18 protein-coding genes are annotated in these 24,605 nt (G+C 44.4%); 12 read left to right on the plus strand and 6 right to left on the minus strand.

Translation table 11 applies throughout. The features are described from left to right. Window positions 1–112 precede the first annotated feature (112 nt). The 7 genes from AC51G0_RS25700 to AC51G0_RS25730 all read left to right on the plus strand — a co-directional run bounded on the left by AC51G0_RS25700 (window position 113) and on the right by AC51G0_RS25730 (window position 12,789). Entirely contained in the window at window positions 113–3,205 is a 3,093-nt protein-coding gene (locus tag AC51G0_RS25700; RefSeq protein ID WP_496302409.1) for a beta-galactosidase, read from the plus strand. A gap of 126 nt (window positions 3,206–3,331) precedes the next feature. Further along, window positions 3,332–5,194 (plus strand): DUF294 nucleotidyltransferase-like domain-containing protein, encoded by a 1,863-nt coding sequence (locus tag AC51G0_RS25705; protein WP_496302410.1) that lies wholly within the window; start codon window positions 3,332–3,334, stop codon window positions 5,192–5,194. 5 nt (window positions 5,195–5,199) lie between these two features. Continuing rightward, window positions 5,200–5,910, plus strand: coding sequence for a 3'-5' exonuclease (locus tag AC51G0_RS25710; RefSeq protein ID WP_496302411.1), 711 nt, complete (start codon window positions 5,200–5,202; stop codon window positions 5,908–5,910). A gap of 303 nt (window positions 5,911–6,213) precedes the next feature. Then, window positions 6,214–7,578, plus strand: coding sequence for a melibiose:sodium transporter MelB (gene melB, locus AC51G0_RS25715; protein ID WP_496304202.1), 1,365 nt, complete (start codon window positions 6,214–6,216; stop codon window positions 7,576–7,578). Between the two features lie 125 nt (window positions 7,579–7,703). Then, window positions 7,704–9,815 carry an alpha-galactosidase gene (locus AC51G0_RS25720; RefSeq protein ID WP_496302412.1) on the plus strand — a complete coding sequence of 704 codons (2,112 nt, stop codon included), beginning with the start codon at window positions 7,704–7,706 and terminating at the stop codon, window positions 9,813–9,815. Between the two features lie 194 nt (window positions 9,816–10,009). Continuing rightward, window positions 10,010–11,254 (plus strand): ABC transporter substrate-binding protein, encoded by a 1,245-nt coding sequence (locus AC51G0_RS25725; protein WP_496302413.1) that lies wholly within the window; start codon window positions 10,010–10,012, stop codon window positions 11,252–11,254. A 14-nt stretch (window positions 11,255–11,268) separates the two neighbouring features. Further along, on the plus strand, window positions 11,269–12,789 hold the full coding sequence (locus AC51G0_RS25730) for a methyl-accepting chemotaxis protein (RefSeq protein ID WP_496302414.1): 1,521 nt from the start codon (window positions 11,269–11,271) through the stop codon (window positions 12,787–12,789). Window positions 12,790–12,953: 164 nt separating this feature from the next. Here AC51G0_RS25730 and AC51G0_RS25735 read toward each other — a convergent pair whose 3' ends face one another. Next, entirely contained in the window at window positions 12,954–13,976 is a 1,023-nt protein-coding gene (locus AC51G0_RS25735; RefSeq protein ID WP_496302415.1) for a PTS sugar transporter subunit IIC, read from the minus strand. A 140-nt stretch (window positions 13,977–14,116) separates the two neighbouring features. Between AC51G0_RS25735 and AC51G0_RS25740 the strand changes: the two genes are divergently transcribed. Beyond that, window positions 14,117–14,317 carry an IS1 family transposase gene (locus AC51G0_RS25740; RefSeq protein ID WP_496304204.1) on the plus strand — a complete coding sequence of 67 codons (201 nt, stop codon included), beginning with the start codon at window positions 14,117–14,119 and terminating at the stop codon, window positions 14,315–14,317. A gap of 157 nt (window positions 14,318–14,474) precedes the next feature. On the opposite strand, the gene AC51G0_RS25745 is transcribed toward AC51G0_RS25740, so the two are convergent. Then, window positions 14,475–15,419 carry a LysR family transcriptional regulator gene (locus AC51G0_RS25745; protein WP_496302416.1) on the minus strand — a complete coding sequence of 315 codons (945 nt, stop codon included), beginning with the start codon at window positions 15,417–15,419 and terminating at the stop codon, window positions 14,475–14,477. 603 nt (window positions 15,420–16,022) lie between these two features. Between AC51G0_RS25745 and AC51G0_RS25750 the strand changes: the two genes are divergently transcribed. The 3 genes from AC51G0_RS25750 to AC51G0_RS25760 all read left to right on the plus strand — a co-directional run bounded on the left by AC51G0_RS25750 (window position 16,023) and on the right by AC51G0_RS25760 (window position 19,994). Next, window positions 16,023–17,276 carry an OmpP1/FadL family transporter gene (locus AC51G0_RS25750; protein WP_496302417.1) on the plus strand — a complete coding sequence of 418 codons (1,254 nt, stop codon included), beginning with the start codon at window positions 16,023–16,025 and terminating at the stop codon, window positions 17,274–17,276. Window positions 17,277–17,825: 549 nt separating this feature from the next. Beyond that, complete coding sequence (locus AC51G0_RS25755) at window positions 17,826–18,020, plus strand: hypothetical protein (protein WP_496302418.1); 195 nt, start codon at window positions 17,826–17,828, stop codon at window positions 18,018–18,020. A gap of 66 nt (window positions 18,021–18,086) precedes the next feature. Continuing rightward, window positions 18,087–19,994: a methyl-accepting chemotaxis protein gene (locus AC51G0_RS25760; RefSeq protein ID WP_496302419.1), complete on the plus strand. Its 1,908-nt coding sequence runs from the start codon at window positions 18,087–18,089 to the stop codon at window positions 19,992–19,994. A 207-nt stretch (window positions 19,995–20,201) separates the two neighbouring features. On the opposite strand, the gene AC51G0_RS25765 is transcribed toward AC51G0_RS25760, so the two are convergent. The 3 genes from AC51G0_RS25765 to AC51G0_RS25775 form a co-directional block, all read right to left on the minus strand. Next, window positions 20,202–20,696 carry a CreA family protein gene (locus AC51G0_RS25765; protein ID WP_496302420.1) on the minus strand — a complete coding sequence of 165 codons (495 nt, stop codon included), beginning with the start codon at window positions 20,694–20,696 and terminating at the stop codon, window positions 20,202–20,204. 208 nt (window positions 20,697–20,904) lie between these two features. Then, complete coding sequence (locus AC51G0_RS25770) at window positions 20,905–21,951, minus strand: hypothetical protein (RefSeq protein ID WP_496302421.1); 1,047 nt, start codon at window positions 21,949–21,951, stop codon at window positions 20,905–20,907. A gap of 77 nt (window positions 21,952–22,028) precedes the next feature. Continuing rightward, a complete protein-coding gene (locus tag AC51G0_RS25775; RefSeq protein WP_496302423.1) occupies window positions 22,029–22,478 on the minus strand; it encodes an META domain-containing protein in 450 nt (149 codons plus the stop codon). A 556-nt stretch (window positions 22,479–23,034) separates the two neighbouring features. Here AC51G0_RS25775 and opgC point away from each other — a divergent pair. Continuing rightward, the gene (opgC, locus tag AC51G0_RS25780; RefSeq protein WP_496302424.1) at window positions 23,035–24,171 is read left to right on the plus strand and encodes an OpgC domain-containing protein; all 1,137 of its coding nucleotides are present in this window, start codon (window positions 23,035–23,037) and stop codon (window positions 24,169–24,171) included. Window positions 24,172–24,257: 86 nt separating this feature from the next. Here the strand turns inward: opgC and AC51G0_RS25785 are convergent, their stop codons facing one another. Continuing rightward, window positions 24,258–24,569: a DUF1289 domain-containing protein gene (locus tag AC51G0_RS25785; protein ID WP_496302425.1), complete on the minus strand. Its 312-nt coding sequence runs from the start codon at window positions 24,567–24,569 to the stop codon at window positions 24,258–24,260. Window positions 24,570–24,605: the final 36 nt, after the last annotated feature.

Below are 24,605 nucleotides of genomic sequence, written 5' to 3' on the forward strand. Positions count from 1 at the left end.
GGCTTAACGATGACTGCGTTAGATCCTGAATATGTAATACTGCTGCATGTTCAGGCGCTGTAATAATAAAAAGTCAGGTGGTAGTTAGCCGCCTCAGGATGAAAGATAAAATATGACAACATTTGCTGAAGTTCTTACACGTAGAGACTGGGAAAATCCACAGTCGGTTCAGGTTAACCGCATTGCCGCGCATAGCCCTTTATTTGGCTTTAGCTCACAGGATGAAGCATTAACCAACCAATCATCGCAGCGTGTACTGCTAAACGGTGATTGGCAGTTCCAGCTGTTTGCAGCACCGGAAGATGTGCCGGCCGACTTTGTTGAAAATACGTTTGATGCCAGCGGTTGGGACACGATTGCAGTTCCTTCAAACTGGCAGTTGCAGGGCTTTGATAAAGCGATTTATGCCAATATAAAGTACCCGTTTGATGTCAATCCGCCTTTTGTGCCGAAAGAGAACCCAACGGGGTGCTACCGTACATCATTTGCAATGACAGCAGAGCAAATGCAGCAGCAAAACCGAATTATTTTTGACGGGGTTAACTCGGCTTTCTACTTGTGGTGTAACGGTCATTGGGTGGGCTATTCACAAGATAGCCGCCTACCGGCAGAGTTTGATCTTTCCCCGTACCTGGTTGAAGGCAGTAATACCCTGGCGGTAATGGTATTGCGTTGGAGTGACGGCAGTTATTTAGAAGATCAGGACATGTGGTGGCTCAGCGGTATTTTCCGTGATGTAACCCTGCTAACCAAGCCCGTACACCAAATCAAAGATGTGTTTATTACCCCTAACCTTGATGCCTGTTACCGAGACGGCTGGCTTGATGTTAAAACCCGTTTTGCCGGGCCTGAATCGTATCAGGTTCAGATCCAATTGTTTGATGGACAAACTGCCGTTTCAGAGCCATTGACAGCGAAACCTAATGATCGGGTTGTCGATGAAAAAGGCGGTTGGAGCGATGTCTGTTTCCATCGTCTTGACGTGCGGGAGCCTAAAAAATGGAGTGCCGAAGTTCCGACTCTTTATCGCTGCGTCGTTAGCTTGTTGAATGAAAATGGCGTTGTGGTTGATATTGAAGCTTATGATGTTGGTTTTAGAGTCGTAGAAATACGTAGCGGGCAGCTGTGCTTAAATGGGCAACCTTTGCTGATCCGCGGGGCCAACCGTCATGAACACCATCCTGAGCATGGTCATGCTGTGACTGAAGCCGATATGATCTGCGATATCAAGCTGATGAAGCAATATAACTTCAATGCGGTACGGACTGCCCATTATCCGAACCATCCTCGTTGGTATGAGTTGTGTGATGAGCTGGGGCTATATGTTTGTGATGAAGCCAATATCGAAACTCATGGTATGTTCCCGATGGGACGGCTGGCTTCCGATCCAAGCTGGACGCATGCATTCATGACTCGTCTGACCCAGATGATAGAGCGTGATAAGAACCATCCTTCTGTGATTATCTGGTCGCTGGGTAATGAGTCTGGTCATGGAAGCACGCACAACGCCATGCATGCCTGGGCCAAAGATTTTGACCCTTCGCGCCCGGTGCAATATGAGGGTGGCGGGGCTGATACGTCTGCTACAGATATCATTTGCCCTATGTATTCACGTGTTGATCAGGATCAGCCATTTGATGCGGTACCAAAATGGGCCATTAAAAATTGGATTTCCCGTCCGGATGAAAACCGTCCCTTGATTCTATGCGAATATGCCCATGCGATGGGTAACAGTCTGGGAAGCTTTGACAAATACTGGCAAGCCTTCCGCGAATTTCCTCGCCTGCAAGGTGGGTTTATCTGGGACTGGGTTGATCAGGGAATAAGCAAATGGGATGAGCAGGGCCAGCACTACTGGGCTTATGGCGGCGATTTTGGGGATGAGCAAAATGATCGTCAGTTCTGCATCAATGGCTTGGTATTCCCAGACAGGACACCGCATCCTGGGCTGGAAGAGGTCAAATATGCCCAGCAGTTCTTCCAGTTTAATGTAGTGGAAGCAGCAGAATCATTTATCACTGTTGAAGTGCAAAGCGAGTGGCTTTTCCGTACCACGGATAATGAGCTGCTGCGATGGAGTATCTTAGAAGACGGGAAAGTGGTAACAACCGGCGAGCAAGTGGTGTCAATTGCACCGCAAGGTAAGTACAGCATCACGATAGATACCGTTTTTGAGCGCCAGGCTGGTAAGGCGTACCACCTCAATCTGGATGTGGTAACCAAAACGGCTTGCGCCTGGGCCGATGCCGGCCACAATATGGCAACAGCGCAGTTCCCGCTTGCGAATAAGCGCTCTTTGTTTGCACCGAAGCAATCAACAGTAAGTGCGCCAGAGCTTGTAACCAATGATCAAAGTATGAGTGTTTTAGGGCAGGGTTTTCAGCTCGACTTTGATTTGCAAACAGGTTTGCTAACCAAGTGGCTGGTGGAAGGGAAAGAGCAGCAGGTGTCAGGCTTGGTTGATAACTTCTTTCGGGCACCGTTGGATAACGATATCGGAACCAGTGAAGCTGACAATGTGGATCCTAATGCCTGGGTATCTCGCTGGCAAGTTGCCGGACTTGGTGAATGGCAACAAGAGTGCGTAGAGTGCCGGGCAGAGAGCTTATCTGACAGTGTAATGGTGACGGCTATCTTTGCTTATCACCATGACGGCGAGCTAGTGACGACTTCACAGTGGCAGTACCGGATCACGGCAAACGGCACTGTTACCCTCGATGTCGATGTACAGGTGAGCGAATCCTTACCTGAGTTGCCTCGAATCGGTTTGGAGTTTGCAGTACCAGAAGCAGCACAGCAAGCACCTGTTGAATGGTTTGGTCGGGGACCGTTTGAAAACTATCCCGACCGCAAGTCAGCAGCAAGGATGGGGCACTATGTTCTGCCGGTAGATGGGCTGTATACCCCTTATATCTACCCAAGCGAAAACGGTCTGCGCTGTGATACTCGCTGGCTGAAAGTGGGAGAGCTTCAAGTATCTGGAGATTTCCAGTTTGCAGTTAGCCGCTATAGTCAGTCCCAGTTGACAGAAGCACGTCATACCAACGAGCTGACTGCGGGCTCTCAGTTATATGTCAGGGTTGATCATAAACATATGGGAGTCGGTGGTGATGATTCATGGAGTCCGAGTGTCCATCCGGAGTTCCTTCTGAACGATCAGCGTTACCGCTATCAGCTGGTATTCTCACACCCTGAGAACAAGTAAGTTAGCCCGTACGACACTGTACTAGTCAAAGCCCGTCACAATTGTGACGGGTTTAATACCAAGCTGGATAAGTAGAACTGCTGGTTATCCAAGTTGGTATTAACTTTCACATCAATTGGTTTTCCCATGCCGCAAACGCTATTACCTAATATTCTTGATTTCATCTCCCAGATTGATCCCTTTGATAAATTGCCATCTATGCTGCAAAGGAAGATTGCGACTTCTATCAAAATTACCTATCTGGGACGGGGGGAGCAGATACACTTTAATGCCGATATAGCTGAACGGTATCTCTATATTGTCAGAACCGGTTCAATGGAGCAGCGTCAACCCAATGGTGTCCTGAGGGCTAAACTGGGAGCCGAAGATTTGTTTGGCTTCACCCTGTTGGAGTCAGAAACCCAAGCGGAAAGCCGTTATAGCGCTACTGCAATAGAAAACACCTTGCTGTATTTGGTTCCTCATTCTCAGCTTAAGCAACTACTTTTGGAGCATCCTGAATTTTCAGAGCATTTTGCTTCTCAAGCACAGGTACGTCTGCAATCTGCACTGAATGTGGTTTGGTCTGAGAACGAAAAGGGACTGTTTGTAAAAACAGTTGCTGAAGTGGCAAGAGGAAAAGTTGCAGTCGTTTCTTCCTGTCGTTCTATTCGGGACGTTGCACAGGCGATGCGAAAGGCCCACTCATCAACTGCTGTGGTGATGGAAGCAGAGCAAATCGCGGGAGTGATCACCGACAGGGATATGACTAAGCGGGTTGTGGCGAAAGGCATTGAGACCAAACTGCCTGTATCCCAAGTGATGACGGCATCACCGTACACGATAGAACCTGAAGAGCTTATTTTAAAGGCGGTATCATTAATGATGCAGCATAATATTCGAAGCTTGCCTGTTGTTAGCAATAATAAAGTTCTTGGATTGTTAACGACGTCTAATTTGGTTCAAAATCACCGGGTACAGGCTATTTTTTTGATAGAGAAAATCAAAGATGCCGACAGCATTGAAACATTATCTCGGTTAACATCTGAGCGTCAGGCTATTTTTGAAGCTCTGGTCGAAGGCAAAGTAAGATCGGAAATTATTGGCCAGGTGATGGCTATGATTATGGATGCCTATAATCGCCGCTTGATTCAGTTAGCCGAAGAAAAACTGGGGCCGCCACCCTGTGAGTATGCCTGGGTGGTTGCAGGCTCGCACGCAAGAAATGAAGTACATATGTTATCTGATCAGGATAATGCCATTATTCTTTCCGATACGGCGACGGCCAGTGACAGAATGTACTTTAACCACTTGGCTATGTATGTTTGCAATGGCCTAGACGCATGTGGGTATCCTCTGTGTACAGGCAAATATATGGCAGCTTCTCCAAAATGGTGCCAGCCATTAAGAATATGGAAGGAGTATTATCGCAAGTGGGTAGCTAATCCTGAATACGAAATGTTGCTCAATGCCATTGTGTTTATGGAGGTTCGCGTAATTTATGGTGAAACGGAACTTTCTAACCGGCTGCAAGCATATTTACACCAGCAAATAGCGACGAATGGGCCGTTTATTGGCTCCTTAGTAAGGGGCACGGTATCGGTCAATCCGCCTTTGAGTATTTTCAATAATCTGGTAGTAGAGAAAAGCGGAGATAATAGTAATACACTCAATATTAAGAAATATGCGATCAACCTGATCGTTGATCTTGCCAGAATTTATAGCTTGTCAGAAGGTTGCCAGTTAACAGGCACTGAAGAGCGGCTTCGTTATGTGTTTGAAAGACAAGTCATTGCCGAAGATAGCTTCCAAGACATTATTGGTGCATACCGTTTTATTACTCAAGTACGCTTTACTCACCAGTTTGAAGCCCTGAAGCAGGGAAAAGAGCCTAACAACCATATTGCGCCAGATGCGTTTGGTAGTTTTGAACGCAAACACCTGAAGGATGCCTTCAGGATAATCTCTAATTTTCAAGACCTTGCTAAACTACGGTTTAATGGGGAGTGAGAACATTGGAAAAATTTTTGCGTTACTTTCATCCATTGAGCACTATAGATCGAGAAAGAGAGAAAAGACTCAATCAGGGTGATTTGCCCGAAAACTTAACGGCATTACTTGCTCAGCCCTATCCTGAGTATGGTGCTAACCTCAAAGATCTTGAGTATTTAGTGCTGGATTTTGAAACAACCGGGTTTGACCCTAAAACTGACGATATTCTGAGTGTGGGGTACTTGAATATCAAGAAGTCAAAGCTGGATATGAATACGGCAGTACATACCTACATCCAGGGGGCTGAAGGGGTTAAAGCAGAAACGGCAGTTATCAATCATATTGTTCCGCAAATGTTGGTCAACGGACAATCACTCGATGATGCAATGATGCAGTTATTTCAATGTATGAAAGGTAAAATCTTAATTGCCCATGGCTCGACGATAGAAAAGAGATTTATTGATCACTATTTGTTCACTCGCTATAAAATAAAGCCTCTTCCTCTTCTCTGGATTGATACGCTGTTACTGGAAAAATCATTAACAGTTAACAAGAACTACCAGCAGAGCGAAGATTACCGGTTAGCCGCCGTAAGAGCACGGCATGGACTGCCTGAATACTCAAACCACGGAGCACTTATTGATGCCGTCGCTACTGGCGAGCTTTTCTTCGCGTTAATTAACCACCTCTTTTCTCATTCCGCCCCCCGGTTGGGAAGCGTTTTTCATTATTAATAATTAACTTGAAGTGGAATGAGCTCTTGCTTCATCAAGCTCGATGGTAACGTTTTCATTTTCATTTGATTTCTCTCATCTACCACAAGGCGGCGATGAATGCATTACTGAAATATCAGGTGCGCATACTGAAATGTGGGATGCGTGCCATCCGTTATTATCTCTATGATTGGTTTTGTGGTTAAATATTGTGATGTTGAATTTGTAAACGTTTCCATATTTAGTGCTTGGGTCACAGTTTCTAGGTGATTTTTAGTAGATTATAAGCGCAGCTAAATTAATAACTTTAAAGAAAGGCTTATGATGTCTGATTCTGCAATTACATTGAAAACAAAACTCTCCTATGGCCTAGGGGCTTTAGGTAAAGATTTTGCCTGTGCTCCTATTTATATTTTCTTGATGTTCTATTTTACGGATGTTGCAGGTCTTTCTGCCGCATTCGTTGGTACCATCTTCCTTGCTGCCCGTATTATCGATGCTATTACCGATCCTATGATGGGGGTGATTGTCGACAACACCCGCTCTAAGTTCGGTAAATTCCGTCCTTGGATTGTTATCGGTACGCTACTAAATGCCATAGTACTTGTTGGTCTTTTTAGTACGCATATGTTTGAAGGTACCGCGTTATATGTTTATGCAGCGGCTGCTTACATCTTGTGGGGTTTGACCTACACCATTATGGATATTCCGTACTGGTCGATGATTCCTGCACTATCAAGCTCACGTCAGGAGCGTGAAAAGCTCGTAGTTTGGCCACGTCTGTTCGCGAGCCTAGCATGGTTTATTACCGGTACTTATGGTCTACATATTGTGGGGGAGCTAGGAAATGGTAATCAGGGTGAAGGCTTCTTCAACGTAGCAATGTTGATCGCTGTTCTGTTTGTAATGAGTGCATTCCTGATTGCGCGTAATGTAAAAGAGAAAGCAGCTCCAGCGACTGGCGCTGCAGCAGAGAAATTCAGCTTTAAAGACGTATTGGTTATTATCGGTAAGAATGACCAGCTAAAAGCATTGATTGGTACCGTACTTTCTTTCCAGATTGCTAACCTTCTTGTAGGTGGCTTTGCTATCTACTACTTCTCTTACGCTTTAGGCAATGCAGACCTGTTCCCTGTTTACATGATGGTTGCAGGCGCTGCTGAAGTGGCGGGTGTATTCTTGTTCCCACGAATCGCTACGCTATTGCCTCGTAAGCACCTATGGCTGGTTGCTTGTGGCTTCCCGATTCTGTCTTGCTTAGTGCTTCTGGTAATGGGTTTTGTTGCACCCGGTAGTGCACTATTTATTGGCCTGGCCGGTGCGGCTATTAAATTTGGTGTAGGTATTGCGAACGCACTTCAAACAGTAATGCTGGCAGACGTCGTAGACTACGGTGAGTACAAAACCGGTCGCCGCAGTGAGAGCGTTATCTTTTCAGTGCAGACTATGTTGGTGAAGTTCGCTGGTGCCGCTGGTGGCTTTATCGTTGGTATTGGTCTGACAGTTGTAGGCTATGTTCCAAACGTCGAACAGTCTGCAGAAACAATCATGGGGCTGGAATTCATGATGCTAGGTCTACCAGCAATTCTGATGGCAGTGAGTGGCTTTGTTTATCAGCGTTACTACTACCTGCATGAAGGCTTCAATAAAGAACAAGTAGAGGCTGAGCTAGAGCTAGCGCAGGCATAACCACAACCGGACAAATGGCCTCATATTGTTTATGGAGCCATTCTTTATTATGAATATCCATTTCTGGATAGCAATCGAAAAATAATTTCCATCTAAAATAACTAACACAAACTAAGCGGCAGAATATGAATACTCAAATCCTCTCAATTACAGGAAAAGAAACAGAACTCATTGTCAAAGTCTGCGAGTACGTTGAGATTTTGTATTGGGGCAGCATTATCAATACCAAATCAGAGGGTGCTGAGTATTCATTATCAAGGCCTGTACCTTATGGTCGCTTAGATACCGATATCCCAATGACGCTGCACCCAGAGCTTGGCCGTGGGTTATTCAGTAGCCCTGCTTTGGAAGGGCATCGCAACGGTAAAGACTGGGCGCCTGTGTTTCAAACAACAAATGTGAAACAGAGCAGCAAAGAGCTCACAATATACAGTGAAGATAAAGCCGCTGGATTGCAGTTGGTGACTGAATTACGGTTGGATGAGTGCGATGTTATTAAGCTTAGACATAAATTGATTAATACCGCGGATGGTATTTATTCAGTTAACCGCCTTGCCAATACGTTGCCACTGCCTGAACGCGCAAATGAACTGTTGACCTATTACGGACGATGGGTAAACGAATTTCAACAAACCCGTATGAGATTGACTCAAGGCGGCTACCAGCAAGAGAACCGCCGAGGCCGTACCTCGCACGAACATTATCCGGCACTCATTGCCGGTACCCAACATTTTAATGAAACTCACGGCGACGTTTGGGGCTTCCATTTAGCATGGAGCGGGAACCACCGTATGAGGGTGGATGTTAAAGCCGATGGGCGTCGGTTCATGCAAGCCGAAGCTATCTATCTGCCGGGTGAAATAGCACTGGAAAAAGAGGAAAGTGTTGCTACGCCTTGGCTTTATGCCACACACAGTGAATGTGGCTTAAATACGATGAGCCAGCATTTCCACCAACATGTGAGAAGCAACATTCTTAAAGACCGGCTGACAAAGAAAGTGCGTCCTATCCATCTCAATACCTGGGAAGGGATCTACTTCGACCATGATCCACAATATATTATGGATATGGCGGCCGAGTCGGCAAAGATGGGGGTAGAGCGCTTCATTATTGATGATGGCTGGTTTAAAGGAAGAAACGGCGATAAAGCTGGCCTTGGTGATTGGTATTTGGACAAGAGCAAATATGCCAAGGGACTTAAAGGTGTCATTGAACATGTGAATGCCCTTGGCATGGAATTTGGCCTCTGGTTTGAGCCTGAAATGATAAACAAGGATTCAGACCTATACCGTAGTCACCCCGACTGGCTGCTAGCCATGGACAATTATGAACAACCAACAGGCAGAAACCAGTACGCTATCGATCTGCAAAATGAAGATGCATTTAACTACCTTTTTGAACGTCTGGATTACTTTCTGACGGAATACAACATCAGTTACATTAAGTGGGATATGAACCGGGAAATTGTTCAGCCTGGTCATGATGGTTATGCGGCAGGTCATAAGCAGGTTGAGATGTACTACTGGCTGGTAGATAAACTGGCAGCAAAGCATCCAGATGTAGAAATTGAATCCTGTGCTGCAGGTGGAGGACGAATTGATTATGAAGTACTTAAACGTACGCACCGCTTCTGGGCCTCTGACAATAACGATGCGCTAGAGCGCCAACAGATTCAAAGAGGAATGAGTTATTTCTTTCCCCCGGAAGTGATGGGTAGCCATATTGGTGCTAAGCATTGCCATTGCACCCGAAGAACACACGACATAAATTTCCGCGGTTTAACAGCCTTGTTTGGTCATATGGGGATTGAGCTTGATCCGGTGAAAGAGTCTGAAACCGAGAAGCAAGGGTTTATGAAGTATATTCAGCTTCATAAGCAGTTACGCCCGCTATTGCACAGTGGAGATTCGATCCGTTTTCCAACTGATGACGATGCTCACCTTGCCCATGCTGTCATTGCCAAGGCACAGGATAAAGCGGTAGTTATGGTGGCGCAGTTGTCCATGCCGACTAACTCATTAAGTAGCACATTGCGTATTCCTGGGCTGAACAAGGATAAGCTATATAGTGTTGCCTTGTTAGATCACCCGGAGAATTTCTATGACATCGTTAACCAGCAGCCTTTCTGGACGAAAGAGCCGGTTGTTGCTTCGGGGGAATGGTTGAGGAAAGCAGGCGTTGCAATGCCAATCCTAGATCCGGAGAGCGCAATACTGATTGAACTTAAAGAAGTTTAATGTAGACGTTATAGCTTTGCTCGACGTCCATTAATATGTTCTTGAGCTGGGCGGTATTAAATATCTAAGGGCTTATTATTAATAATAAGCCCGCTATCAGCTTATATTCCTGTAAATCAAGCCCGTAATTTTCCTATTGCTTGTAGTATGCAGTAGTTAAATTGTGCTATTAAAAATAAAGTTCAGAGGTACTTATGAGTCTTGGTGCTCGGTTAGTAAAATTGCTCGTCATTTGCGCTTTGTTTTCTCCTGTCTCTTTGAGTGCCTCTGAAACTATAAATGTAGTTTCTATCAATAGTGGTACCCAAAAAACCATTGCTTCTGCGTTGTTCCGACAGTATGAAGCCAGCCACCCTGAAGTTAAAATAAACTTGGTTTTTTTACCGGATCAAGAGTTTAAAAGTCAGCTTCCTCATTGGCTGCAGGGTGAACAAGCAAAATACGACTTAATATTCTGGCAAGGTGGTAACCGATTATTCCGTTTTGTAAATAAAGGCCAGATAATGCCTCTAAATGAATTGTTGGGTAGTGAAACCCTAAAACAGTCATTTACAAAGGGAAGTTTAGGCGCAGTTACCTATAACAAAAACATATATGCCGTTCCGACTTCGTATTATCAGTGGGGTATATATTATCGTAAGTCTATTTTTTCAAAGTACGGACTGCAGCCTCCCAAAACCTGGGATGACTTATTGCGGGTTGGAACTCAACTAAAGCGAAATAATATTACACCATTTGCATTAGGAAATTCGGGGAAGTGGCCTGCTGCGGCATGGTTTGATTACTTGAACTTGCGTATTAATGGGCTGGCGTTTCACCGTGAACTGCTCCAAGGCAAACACTCCTTCTTTGACGAGCGGGTTGAAAAGGTTTTCTTATACTGGAAAGAGTTGATTGAGAGCGGTTTTTTTATTTCCTATCAAGATGTTGTTGACTGGAATGAAGTCTTACCCTTTATTTATCACCGTTATGCAGCAATGATACTTATCGGAAACTTTGTCTCTGGTGAGTTTCCCAAATCACTCGTGCAAGACTTTGATTTCATTCCGTTCCCAATCATAAATAGCTCAGTTCCTTTGTACGAAGATGCGCCTCTCGATGTGTTAATGGTCCCTAGTAATACCACTATCACCAAGAACATTAAGAACCTGGTAAGTTACGTTGCATCAGAGCAATTTCAGTCTGAATATAATCAAGGTATGGGGATGATATCACCTCATCTAGAAGCGAGGTTATCCGATGGTGCATTTATCAGGGATGGCGCTACGTTGTTAAAAAAAGCATCAGGGATGGCTCAGTTCTTTGATCGCGACACACAAAATGAATTTGTTGCTCCCGCGCTTGATGTATTCGCCACATTCTTAACATCTGGTGATGTAAATACTGCGCTACAACAGCTAGAGCAACTGAGAAACCAACACCTTAAGTCGGATTACTAGGGGCAAGAATTTTAATGAAAATCAGACAGAAGTTAAATTTAGCCGTGTTAATAGCTATTACTATTACCTTAGTAGCTTCGACGTTGGTATCAATATATATGAACCAACAAAAGTTGGTAGAACAAGTACATCATGATGCTGAAAGTAGTGTAAAAAGGCTCGGTATTACGCTCTCAAGTCCACTTTGGAAGGTTGATCTCGATACAGCAAAAAAAATTGTTGAGTCTGAGTTGGGTACCAACGATTTAATGGCTGTGGATGTAATGGGGAGTGATCAAAAACCGCTCTTTTCTTTTACTCTCAATCATGAAAATGGCCAAATTGTTGAACAAGCCTTTAATGGAGGTAGTTACCTCACTATAGCTGAAAAGGTATATTTTGAAATACAGGACGAGCCATTTGAAGCAGGCTCTGTACGTCTTCATTTTACAGACGCTAGAATTAAAGAAACTTTGATAGGGGAGATCTACAGTAGTATCGTGCAAGTGGTCATTTTGGTTATGATCATGCTAATATCCCTTCGAACACTGATCAATAGAATCATTATTGATCCATTGAATAGTATAAAAAATCGCATCTTTGATATTGCACAAGGTGAAGGTGATCTCACTCAACGTGTTATTGTGCAGGGCAACGATGAATTGAGCGAGCTAGGTAAGGGGATCAACCAGTTTATTGATAATGTTCACGCGATAATCACAGAGCTGAGTGATGTTGTCAAAATAATGGACAATACAACACAGCAAGGAAATGATACGACAAGACAGCTCAATAAGTATGTGGCACTACTTAGTGACGAAGTTCATCAAATAGCAAACTCGATGAATGAAATTAGCCAGACATCAAGGGATGTCTCTTCTCAAACCAGTGAGCTCGCAACCATTCTTGGTAACACAAATCAGGTTGCGATTGATGGTACAGAGTTTATCAATTCAGCATCAGACATGACGAGTGCACTAGCAGAGTCCGTACATACATCAAGTCATCAGATGGAAGAGCTGGACAACCACACCCAACAAATTGGTTCTGTCGTCACTGTCATCAAAAATATCGCCGAGCAAACAAACCTCCTCGCACTTAATGCTGCGATTGAAGCTGCGCGAGCGGGCGAACATGGCAGAGGTTTCGCCGTGGTGTCTGACGAGGTAAGATCGCTTGCTCATAAAACGCAAAGTTCTATTAGTGAAATTGTCAGCATTGTTGAGCATTTGCAGCAGTTATCTAAGGTTACATATTCAGCAATGGATAACAGTTTAAGCAAGGCCGAAACGAGTGTCACTTCTGTGAAGAGCGCGGGCGACTCTTTTGTGAATATTAGCCAATCGGTCCGACAAAATTTGACCAGTTCAGATATGATCGCAACAGCAGCGGAAGAGCAGTCTCAGACACTTGATATGATTGGAAAGAACATCCAAGAGATCATCCGTATTAATGATGATACTCAAAAAGTATCGTCAAATAATGCCAATTTAAATGCAGATATCGTTGCATCAAGTCAAAAGTTGGCCGCTTTAGTTGCTAAATTTAAAATCTGACTAATTATTTTTTGTTTTAACAGGAAAAGCTGTACATCCGAACAATGAAATACTCGAGAGCTTGCAAGATTTTGCAAGCGGTAACGTTGATTTGACTCAGCGCCTTGCTGCCACATTTAGAAAGCCCAGCAGAAATGCTGGGCTTTTTTCATGCTGTTTTTTAATTAACCATTAGCAAATTGCTGTAGTGGAACTCGTTCTGCTAACAGGCGCTTGTAAATCTGATTACCAATCACACCGCCGACCATTCCGGCAAAGGCCGCTGCGACCACTGCCATAAATAAAGTTAGTGGATCGTTGAAAGCGATGGAAGCCAGTAGTCCCGGGATTGGGGCTGCACTACCTGGAGCGTCGTTGACTATGCCAAAGTACGCGGCAAAGGTTCCCGCCAGTGCGCCACCGAGGAAGTTCGACATAAAGACAGGAACAGGGTTACGGGTGACAATATGTGCTTGTGTAAGCGGTTCAAGCATAACGCTAATGGTATTACTGGATTTTCCTAGTTTAAGGGTATGGAAAATATAACCGTTGGTGAATGAGCCACCGACACAGGCAATGGCCGCAATGCCCATTGGTAAGCCGGTTAAGCCAAGCATGGCTGTTAATGCCATCGAGCTAAGAGGGGAGGTGCAGACCATTTTGATCAATCCGCCAAGCAAAAAGCCCATCGCAAGCGGTGATAGTAATGTTGCATCAGTGATCATATTTGCCAGGGTGCCCATCAGCATATCGAGCCCAGGACTGATGAAAATACCCAGTAGTCTTGCTAGTGGTGCCAAGGTCAACACACCGACGATGACATCGACACCTTCGGGTAAGTATTTCTTAAACAGTGGTGTTGCGAATGAGAATAGGTAGCCGGCAATAAAACCTTCTAGGATCCCGAGGTTGGCCATCGCTAAACCTGTGACGATCGCAAATACGGGTTGTACGCCCATTCGCAGCATCACTAAGGTTGCAGCAGCAACCCCGCCCATGCCACCGACCATGTTGCCAAATTCAGCAAGATACTCGATGCCAAGCAGGTTTCCCATCACATATTTATGGATAGCTTCGACCAGAAATGTTGCGATTGCGGCATCGGCTAGGCCACTCATGGCTGCACTGCCATTTGGGGCCTTAAAACTAAATAGAGAAAACAGACACAAAGCTGCTAATAAGGCAGCAACGCCTAAAACAATTTCCATATTATTTCCTTAAGTTTATTTATCACGATCGCAACACCTCGTTTCGAGGTTGTTACCTATTCAATGATTTTGCATAAATAATTTAACATGACTGCCCTGTGTGATTTTTGAGCTGTTTCACGTTCCACTATATTCGCCATTTGTATCTGTTTGGGGATTATGTTTCTTATAATGATCGGGATAAAACGAGGAAAGACACTTCAGTTCCGTTCGATAGTGCTGAAATTGAGTTTATCTGTGAAGTCGATGAGCAATGGTCATTTGTCCTGAACAAGAAGAGCCAAACCTGGATTTGGTATGCTCGGGAGCTAGGGATAGAGGATAATCACCCATACTTTTGAACATCGCAGTGAGGAAACGATTTAGGCTTTATTGGTGTCAATAAAGCCATTTAAAATCAAATCCTTATGTTGTGGTTGTCGCAGGGGGATTCATCAAGCCCCCTGCCGAAAATTATTTACCTGACGTATAGAGTGGCAGAATCTGACATTACACATTTCAATCTCTGAACATAGCGGAGTGGCCTGCATCGGATTCCAGTACCTCGATGGTCTTTTGCATGGTCTGCTCGACAAGCGACAGTAGGAGGCTAACTTTTTGCGACTGAAATTGACGATCGTGATAGGCCGCATAGATAGGGGTAGCACTTTGGTAACGCTCGTTGAGCAGGGGTTGTAAAATGCCTTGCTTGACCAGTGGATTGGCCAGCATTTTGGGTAGTTGTGCTATGCCCAGCCCCGCTTGTGTCAGGCGAAGTGCTAACTCCGGTGAATCGACAGTACATTTCGGTGACAGAACAAGGCGTTTTTGCTCTACTCCATCGCTAAACTGCCAGTGCGGAGAGGTGCTAGGTTGATAGCTAAGGAAAATGCAGTCATGCGTTATGAGCTGTTCCGGGGTCTTGGGCTCGTCAACGTACTTGAGGTAATCAGGACTGGCGTAATAGCCGGTTTGGAATGTCGCAACCTGCTTGGCTATTAAGGTTGAGTCTTGAAGTTCGCCGGGATTGAGTAACAGGTCGAAGCGGCGTTCCGACACCTCATTCGGGTTAGATTCAAAGGATCGAAGATCCATCTCTATCTGTGGATGGTCGCGGCAGAAGCTCGTGATTTCCTTAGTGAAAAAATAATGGAGCATGATCGGGGCAAAAACTCGCAATCGGCCTGATGCATGCTGTTTTTGATGGCTTAACATCAGCTTGGTATTTTCCACATCCTGCAAGATCTGCAATGCGCGTTCATGGAACTTTTCACCAAGCTCTGTCAGAGTGAAGTGGCATGTTGTGCGATGAATTAAACGCACACCTAAGCTGTTTTCGAGTTCACGGATCCGCCGGCTTAAGGTGGATTTGGGAATACCGCAGTATTCCGCTGTCCTGGAAAAACTACCGTGCTCTATCACCTTAATAAACAGCTGCGTATCGTCGAGGTTCAATGAGCTCATGGTTAAAACATTCCGTAAACATTTGGTCGCTAGAGTTTACATTTGGTGTGGGAATGTTTTCTGTGTCGGATCAAAATTCAGTGGAAATCTGTTGTGCTAATAAATTAAATGCGAAGTCTAATGTGCAACCTGTTTAATTTATTTTCGCCTTATTATAGAAAAGAGTGGGTTTAGCTTCATTTGCCCCATTCTGGCAGATGGCTATTGGTGTTCTCGATAGTAGGCTGTTCATACCAGTCTGGTTCAGTTTGTATTCAGATAACAACGGCGATACTCAGTGCTAATCGATCTGTTTGGCGATCAACCTCTCATTTGCAAAAAGAGGGAATGAGCCAGTAACCGCTTGCTGGTAATCACTGTTCCATAATATGGAACAGCATAAACGCATCTTGATCCCCTCAGGAATGCAGAAGCCTTGAAGATCTTAAGCAGACAAACCACCTTCCGCTAACACATTTATTTCCCCTCTTGTTCCATATAATGAAAAACGGCTTACCATTTTTTGTAACTACTCCTTAAGAGGGAGGCAAGCTAGGCTAGCGACAGTTCTTGTTAACCACAGCTGTTATAAGGGTATTTAATGGCTGTTATGAGGTGAATGAAATGAATCGTCATAGCTTATCTTGTTACTTGGGGGGAGGAGCGTTATTGCTGGCTCCTGTACTGGCAGAGGCCGGCGGTGGTATCCACACCCTGGTTGCTGTTACAGAATACACCGCAACCGCTGGCGCGGGCCATGCCACAGATACCGGGGCTACCGCCTCTTACAATAATCCCGCTGGCTTGGGATTGTTTCAAGGCAGGGAGCTATATGCAGGTGTGACGGTACTTGAGGACTCGCTGCACTTTTACGATGAAGGTTCCACTGGTCCTGATGCTGATGTGCGATCTCGGGATATTGACTACTCCGCTGGACTATCGGTTATCCCGTCACTCTTCTACGCTTCGTCTATTAACGACAACTTGGCTTATGGCATCTCCATGGCCCCCTTGGCTGGTGGTGAGTCAGACTTTGGCTCTGGCTGGGTCGGCTCCAACTATATCAACAAGATTGATGTCAAGATTGCCGGTTTATCCGTTGCATTGGGCCACCGTATTAACGATTCCTGGTCTCTGGGCGGGTCGCTAGGGGTGGCTTACCTTACCTGGAACCTGGATAATGAAGTACCAGCTAACGTTGCACCCAACTCGACAAACTCATTTGAACTCGAAGATTTCAAGCCGTATTGGCAGTTAGGTGTTATGTATCTGCCGACAGATACTACTCGGATGGGCTTACGTTATCTGTCAAGTGTGGATTTTGAGCCTAGCGGTGATAACAACATGGTTCTGGACGGTCAGAAGGTAACAACCGATGCCAAGCTGACAGGCTTCAATTTGCCAAATATGCTGTCGTTCAGTATCGAGCACCAGCTGACTGAGCGCTTGTCACTGTTGGCAGATATCAAATGGAATGAGTGGTCGAGGATGGAGGAAAACACCCTGACCATGGGTGATACGCAGATCGTGATCGATAGAAACTGGCGCAACACCTGGGGAGGTGCCGTAGGCGTTGCCTACCAGCATAGTGAAGCGCTTAGCCTTAAGGCGGGTATCAGTTATGATGAATCGCCAGTGTCGACAAAAGACCATAAGGTGGATCCGCCAATGGATCGTCAGGTGCGTTATGCCCTCGGTATGGGTTACGCTCCGGCCAATCAGAACTGGAGTCTTGATTTGAGCTATCAGTACCTGGATCTTGGTGATGTGGCAGTCAATCAGGCAATCCCTGATGAGTCAGCGCCAGTGTATGTTGTTAAGGGGAGCAGTGAAGCACACTGCCATATAGTCAATCTGGGGCTTGGCTACCGCTTTTAATGATAAGTCCTTTATTTAGTACATAACAAGTACCAACCATAGCAGAATATGACGCTTATAATTAAGGTATTAAATTATATAATTTAACTTTCCGTACTGGCTATTACACTATTTTATCCCACATTAAGCGGAGATTCAGCAATTTAAGCTATTCTCATAATCAAAGGTTTATGATAAACCGCTGCTAATTGTTTATATGTTGTTGTTTTTAGCTGAGCAAAATGCTCAGCTTTTTTTTGCCTGTAATCTAACAAAAGATATTGCTTTGGCTTACTAATCTTATGCTGAATTATGTGAATCAACGGTATGACGGGTACAACAACCATTGGTTCGTCGCAGGAGAGTGAAATCCATACATCATGCTGATCCGAAGTCTCTCTATAACTTGATCGGTGAAAACCCTAGGTGCGTTTGATATTTATCAGGATGTAACACTCATTAGTACGATTTAAGTGTTGCAATCATCTTTCCCTCTGAAATAGGATACAGTACCCATATGTACCGATCGGTACATCGTGGTTAAATTGGGATCACGAACATGTTGATTCAGTGCGACGTGCCGGTCAACAAGGTCGTCGGTTTGAAATTGTTGCCAATGATGTACGCGTATTGAGCCTGCGTACTCATGTTTCGATTAAGGATATTCAGGTGGTGATTAAAATGCTACAGCAAATTATAGCCAAGCAGGATGTTATGAATAGCAACCTGCAGCAAGAGATCAGCCGTTTTAAGTTGAACTCTTAGAGTGAAATAAAGGTTAGCTATCGCTGTAGTTATACAATTATTCATCCTGATATAGGAAAAATAATAATGAAACTCCTCGGATTTAAAAAAACATTAATTATAACAATAATATTGTTAGTTACTGTCTGCTTACTCATCTCTAATTGGTTTTCTTTTACTCGCCTCAGAGATAACACTATTGAGAGCATTAATACTCAGTCAATGTCTATTGTGAGATACGAAGCCAATAAACTTGAAACCTGGTTTCATGGAAAAGTTCGCGCAATTGACTCATTGGCTAGCCACTATAAAGCCGGACAACCTGCTAGTCGCTATATCGAAACAGCCAAAGTGACTAAAGATGCCAGTGATCTAGCTGCTGTGGTTTTCGGTTTTGATGATGGTCGTGCGTATTCAACCATAACAGCTGGTGCCTGGGTCAATGGTATTGCAGATCCTGACCAATATGATCCTCGCTCTCGTCCTTGGTATCAACCGGCAAAAGCGATCAGTGGTGTAGAGGTAACTGATTTTTATACTGCTAAAACTACAGGAAAACTGGTTATCTCTGTTGTAAAGAGCTTTGGAGATGGTGTGGTTATGGGAAATATTGAACTGGACATACTGGCTGATACCGTCAGAAATGTTAATTTCCCAGGTGCGGTGACTGCAATTTTAGACGGGACAGGAAAAGCAGTAGCATCTAACTCATCAGCACTCGCAGTAGGAGCTCGTTTTACTGATGTTGGAATGGCAGATGTGCAGCGTGCCATGCTATCTCAAGACGAGAGCACCTTACCGTATACGCTTAATGGCGTTGATAAATTATCTTTCACTAAAGCAATAAAGCTTGTTAATGGCAAGAAAGGGTACCTATTTATTGGGATTGATAAATCTATTGCCTATGCATCTGTCGATGAAGCGCTAACCGATGCAGTTATTGCCTCACTGGTTATGCTTACCGTTGGAATTCTGTTAGTCATCACTATTTTAAATGTGCTTTATCGTCCCATTCTCACACTTAAAGAAGTGGTACTCGATTTATCCAAAGGAAACGGCGACCTCACTCGACGACTGCCTGTAGCGAACAATGATGATCTGGGCCAAATCTCAGAATGCATCAACATCTTTACTGGCAACTTACAATCTTTGATGTTGGAAGTATCGCAGTCTTCAGAGCATATCTCTCGTAGTGTCGAGCAACTTAAAAAACAAACAGATGAAAATAACGAGGTACTAACAGCCCATACTACAGAGACAGAACAAATTGTTGCCGCGATTGAGGAAATGAGTGCCACTGCGAATGATGTCGCGAATAATGCATCAGAAGCGTCTCAATTTACCCAAAATACAAACACACAAGTTTCTGAATCGAAAGCTAAGGTGACCGAAGCTACAAATACGACTTCGCAATTATTAGAGGAAGTTGATAACACTTCAGCCCAGATCTCAGAAATTGACAAAGATACCTTGGAAATCACCAATGTGCTGAAAGTCATCGGTGAAATCGCCGATCAAACAAATCTACTTGCGTTGAACGCTGCCATAGAAGCCGCTCGTGCTGGAGAATATGGTAGAGGTTTTGCTGTCGTTGCTGATGAAGTTAGAGCGCTTGCGGCCAGAACGCAAACTAGCACTGCAGAGATTGAGCAAACGTTGGAAAAATTACGTAATGGATCAAATGCGGCAATTGCCGCCATGGGCCCCACGAAATCAATATGCGAAAAAGTTGCAGAAAACTCCATTGAGGTGGCAAAGGATCTGGATACAGTGAATCAAGCCGTGACTCACATTAATGACTTAAGTGCGCAAATTGCTACCGCCGCCGAGCAGCAGAGTTCTGTTACAGGTGAGATCACCCGTAATACGAGCGCGATTCGTGAAATCGTTGGCGAGATATCTGCAAACGGTGGAGCGATAACAAGTGAAACCCTTAACCTTGCTGCTGCGAATAGTCAGCTTAAATCTGTTGTAGGTAAATTCAGGTTGCAGTAGGCCTGTTTACCTGCAGAGAAAAATACCCACGAGATGGTTATTTGAGCTACACCAATCTAGAAGCAATATCTAATGCAAGGCCTCTACATAAGAGGCCTACATATTAGTAAAACCAAGGTCACAACGTATGCTAGAAATGAAAATGCCGCTCACCTTAAGTGAGCGGCATTAACCATAGTTGGCGCTTTTTACTTAGGGAAAGAGGTATTACTGTTGTTTCTTGGCCTGCTCTTCTGCCATCAGTGCTGTCCAGGCTTCAGAGCCATAAAGAGGCACAGTTGACATAGAGTGTTTGTAGCTGCCCTGTGTTTCTTTGGTTGAGTAAGACAGATACATCAATGTCTTGCTCTTACTATCGTAAATGCGGCGAATTTTCAACGTCTTGAACAAGAAGCTTTTCGAGGCTTTGAAGATCACTTCACCATTTTTAGAACGATCGACATCGGCCATCATCGCCATCGTGATCGGCCCAGTCTGGCGGCAGGAGATCCCCATATCTGACGGATCGGCAAAGTCGAGATCGGCTTTAATATGGCTGATATGACACGTAACGCCATCAATTTCAGGATCGTTGAAAGTTTGGATCTTAATGTCTTTGGTGGTAAATAAGCCCAGGCTAACATCACCAACCTCATCATCGGAACAGCCTGTTAGCAACGTTGTTACTGCAAGTAAGCCTGCGATTAACGGCATTTTTTTCATTCTTCTTCTCCATGTCGAAGGACTTTGGCTGGGCTAATGGTATAAAGTGCAGCCGGATATTCATGTAATGATACCAAGTTCATTGAATTAACCAATGAAAAACGCCCAATTATCTAGATACTTCCAGCTGCATTTTTTATTTATGCCGACATTAACAACTTGGTACCAGAGCACGTTTTTAGTGCACCATCAAGGATGGTCAAAGTGATTACTTTGCTGGTTTGGGATGGCTGCCAATCTGCCATAGCTTCTCTGCATGTGATCCTATCAACCAGAAGCTGAGGGCCAAAACGGCAAAGAATACGGTTTTATGGAAGGACTCCCAAAAGTATTCAAAGTACCGTGTGTATAGATTGATCAGAAGGAAAGTGATCCCGAAACTACGGCATAAGGTGTTGTCTGATCTAATACCAGTATAGAGAATGACGATACAAGCAATTCCGGCAATGAAAGACCAGTGTAACAATTCAATCTGCCTTACTTTCGACCAGCTAGCCAGATCTTCATAGTTGCCGAAAATGGACAACAACCATAAAGCCGTCAATAAATATAACAAGCCGACAAATAGGGTCGGTTCCTTTAAGTGGCTGTACTGTGGTTTGTGTGTAGCGCCTAGGCTCAAGGCGCTAACGAACAGCCCAACAAACACAAAGCGGAACGGTAGGTTCATGCCAAGGAAATAACCACTTGTGCCAGCTAAATAGCTTGTTTGGGACAGAACCCAAGCCCCGAAACTCAACAAGGCAAAGAGCCAGATAAGCACAGAGGATAGCCGGAGGCCAAGTACGGTATAAATGACGGTGAGTAGCAGTAGCAAAAAGGCATCATGAGTGGTACTGAGAAGCGCGGTTTCACTGAGAAAGCCAATAGAAACAGCTGTCATGAATACACCAAAAAAGAATGTTGCTTCGTTGCTGATATTTTTTACTGGGTATTTTTCACGACGGCGAATACCGGCCCGGTAAAAGAGCACTGCAATACCAGCACTGATTACGGAAAGAATGCTTGCCGGGGTATCGATAATTTGGGCTAGCAAATCCATTAAGTAGTCATCGGCGAGCAATACACCAATTGAGATGATGAAGCAGGTGATGGCAATCCAGAATGAGTACACCGCCAGTAGTTTCCAGTCAAAGCCAACTACTTGATAACTATTGCGAAGCTCATTGGCCTGTTCGTCAGAGATGAGCTGTTCTTTCTCCCAGCGGCTGATGGCCGAATTCAGGACTTTTGCTTTTTGTTTGCTTAATTTCATGTTAACCATTGGTTTGGTACTTTTTGTGAATCAAAAAGGCGCTAACAAGCGCCTTTAAAAGAGAAAATCACCCAGTCTTACTGGGGAGGTTCTGAATCCGTGACCGCTTCAGGCATGAACGTTAGGATATGCTGCTTGGAGGTCAGTGTCAGAATATTATTTTCGAGTGCGATGCTATTCCACTTTTGTAGTGACTTGGTCATGATGGATTCGACGGACGCTTGATCATCTTGAATACATGCCATTTTAGTCGAGCCCATCGCGGTTATCCGGAGCTTACTCTCTTCTGTGACCTCGACCTGACCGAAAAAGCGATTACAGCCGCTAAAGCCAGAAACTTTTAACTCCGCATCAATTGCCATACCTGGTGTGGTTCTTGGTTCTTCAATATTGACATCTTTGCCGTCAATCTTTGTCAGAACCCAGTTATTTTGAAGATCCTGCTTTGAAAAACCTGTTTGCACTTCAGCCTCACAACCAACCAAAAAAAAAGTACTAAGAATCCCTGCTAGCAGCCACTTTTTCATAGGAATTACCTCATCACCACGATAAAAGCCCCGTGTGCTAATAATAGTATACCCACCTTACGGGGCGACTTGTTTGGGGCGAGTAAAATAGTTTAGATATTGCTCCTGGCAAAATAGTTCACATTGTCAGCACGAAAATGGAAATTTCCATCGTTTCAGGTTGGCAAGCCTGAAGGGCTAAACCTTTATCACTTTGAATTGAAGTATGTATTTTGCTATTAAAAGAAATTTGTTATTTCCATAAGTATTAACGTAACCAATATTATACGTCATACCAATTGAACAGGCGGCGAAATTCCCTCAGCAAGAATGAGTGTAATAATATTAAGTACAATCTCCCAGTTTTTAATTTTTCGTATGTCATTTTTTGAGTTTTAACCACAAAGTTACCCTAATAAATAGTCAGAATTACGTGGAAAGTTGTAGTTATCTGTTGTTATCACCTTTGTTGGCCATATTTTTATGGCTGTGCTGATCTGAGTTCAAGCTAAGTGATTAAGGTAGCCAGCTACTGCAGAGTGTTAACAAGTCGATACCTTAATTGGGATAAAAAACTATGACAAGGGTAAAATCCAGCCTCCGAAACAAGTCCCTTGATGGATTCAGAGGGCTACTACTGGTCATCATGGCCACCAATCATATCGAAAGTGCATTGCTTACTCCTTTTACGCGGCAGCCATTCGGCTTCGTATCCGCATTCGAATCTTTTATCCTGTTGTCGGGTATTGTTGCGGCTATGGCTTATGGACGCTACGTCGGTCAACCTGCAGAGTTAAAGCGGCGAGTATGGAAAAGGGTCGCTATTCTCTATACAGCAACCCTAGTAGGTGTTTTTACGGTGACCGCTATGCTCCATTTACGGTGGTTTGAGCAACTCTGGTATTACGACTGGGGTAACTATTTTCTGTTAGAGAACTATTTGCAGTACCCGTTTGAAGCTTTAACCATGTCGGTATTGCAAATACACCAGATGGGGTACCTAGATATTTTGGTTGCCTACATGGTTCCGATGCTCTTTTTACCCTGGGCGTTAATACTGCTGAAGCAAGACAAATGGTGGGTGGTTGCTGGTATCAGTGTCGCTGTATGGCTAATGGCTCAAGTGCTGACTGATGCCGCGTTAATGCCCATCTATCATTGGTTCCAGCCCGAAATGAAGATGGATGCGGGCTATTTAGATGTTTTTGCATGGCAGCTGTTGTTTTATACGGGTGTCATTATCGGCTATCAATATGAATTTAATCAGCTGAAATTGACTGACAATCGCAGCGTGACTGTGGTTGTTTTAGTGCTGGCATTACTGTATTTCGTTGCTTATCGTTTTGACTTGGCAAGCCAGGTGGAAAACAGTTTTATTCAGGCCCAGCTAAGCTGGCAAGATGTGGGGTTAATACGCTACACCAATACTTTGCTACTGGCCTATCTGGTGTCGAAGTTAATCCAGTCACGGTTTCCGCTTTTTAGCTTTAAGCCTCTTGTGTTTCTTGGTCAACATTCGTTACAAGTATTTATCTATCATGCTGTCGCTATTTATTTCTTTTTACCTTGGATGTATCAGCAGAATGAAAGTTATACGTGGTGGGGCGACTTGTTGCTAACCGCTTTATTTATAACCAGTTTGTATATTCCGGCTGGTTTACACCATGTTTATCGGCAGCGTAACGCTTCGAGGACGCTGCTCTCAACGCGTTGATGTTCCTAAATCAGCCTGCTTTGGTATTGCAAGCTATTGCGGCAGTACTTGCAGGCTGCTTTAAGCATATTCATGCGAATCGATTGTTATTGTTCTCTTAATGGTAGTGTTGCCAGGCACTCGCGGCAGAGACAATTTGGTGATTCAATCCCTGAGGTATCTCTCTTGGCTAGTTCAAAGCACCAACAGGTCGATTTTCCGGCGCTGATATCGCAAAAGGCAGGTTTGCCGCATAGGCTGCAGGTATGCGTTGAACGCTCCCCTTGGATCTTATCGATTGTATCGCTCTGTTTTACTTCATTCATATGTCGCCACTCAGTGATTTCAGCCATGGTACGGAAACAACCGCTACAGATCCCTTCGTTGTTCTTACATTTTGCGACACAAGGCGTTTTCACGGTGTTATGCTCTGTACTGCTCTTTGGGAGCAGTAC

The sequence above is a fragment of the Photobacterium sp. HL06 genome, from assembly GCF_059552575.1.

Coding starts and splice junctions, on each gene's coding strand:
- AC51G0_RS25760 (WP_496302419.1), top strand. CDS start 18,087: ATGAAACTCCTCGGATTTAAAAAAACATTAATTATAACAATAATATTG.
- opgC (WP_496302424.1), top strand. CDS start 23,035: ATGACAAGGGTAAAATCCAGCCTCCGAAACAAGTCCCTTGATGGATTC.
- AC51G0_RS25745 (WP_496302416.1), bottom strand. CDS start 15,419: ATGAGCTCATTGAACCTCGACGATACGCAGCTGTTTATTAAGGTGATA.
- AC51G0_RS25735 (WP_496302415.1), bottom strand. CDS start 13,976: ATGGAAATTGTTTTAGGCGTTGCTGCCTTATTAGCAGCTTTGTGTCTG.
- AC51G0_RS25765 (WP_496302420.1), bottom strand. CDS start 20,696: ATGAAAAAAATGCCGTTAATCGCAGGCTTACTTGCAGTAACAACGTTG.
- AC51G0_RS25775 (WP_496302423.1), bottom strand. CDS start 22,478: ATGAAAAAGTGGCTGCTAGCAGGGATTCTTAGTACTTTTTTTTTGGTT.
- AC51G0_RS25750 (WP_496302417.1), top strand. CDS start 16,023: ATGAATCGTCATAGCTTATCTTGTTACTTGGGGGGAGGAGCGTTATTG.
- AC51G0_RS25770 (WP_496302421.1), bottom strand. CDS start 21,951: ATGAAATTAAGCAAACAAAAAGCAAAAGTCCTGAATTCGGCCATCAGC.
- AC51G0_RS25705 (WP_496302410.1), top strand. CDS start 3,332: ATGCCGCAAACGCTATTACCTAATATTCTTGATTTCATCTCCCAGATT.
- AC51G0_RS25720 (WP_496302412.1), top strand. CDS start 7,704: ATGAATACTCAAATCCTCTCAATTACAGGAAAAGAAACAGAACTCATT.
- AC51G0_RS25700 (WP_496302409.1), top strand. CDS start 113: ATGACAACATTTGCTGAAGTTCTTACACGTAGAGACTGGGAAAATCCA.
- AC51G0_RS25725 (WP_496302413.1), top strand. CDS start 10,010: ATGAGTCTTGGTGCTCGGTTAGTAAAATTGCTCGTCATTTGCGCTTTG.
- AC51G0_RS25730 (WP_496302414.1), top strand. CDS start 11,269: ATGAAAATCAGACAGAAGTTAAATTTAGCCGTGTTAATAGCTATTACT.
- melB (WP_496304202.1), top strand. CDS start 6,214: ATGTCTGATTCTGCAATTACATTGAAAACAAAACTCTCCTATGGCCTA.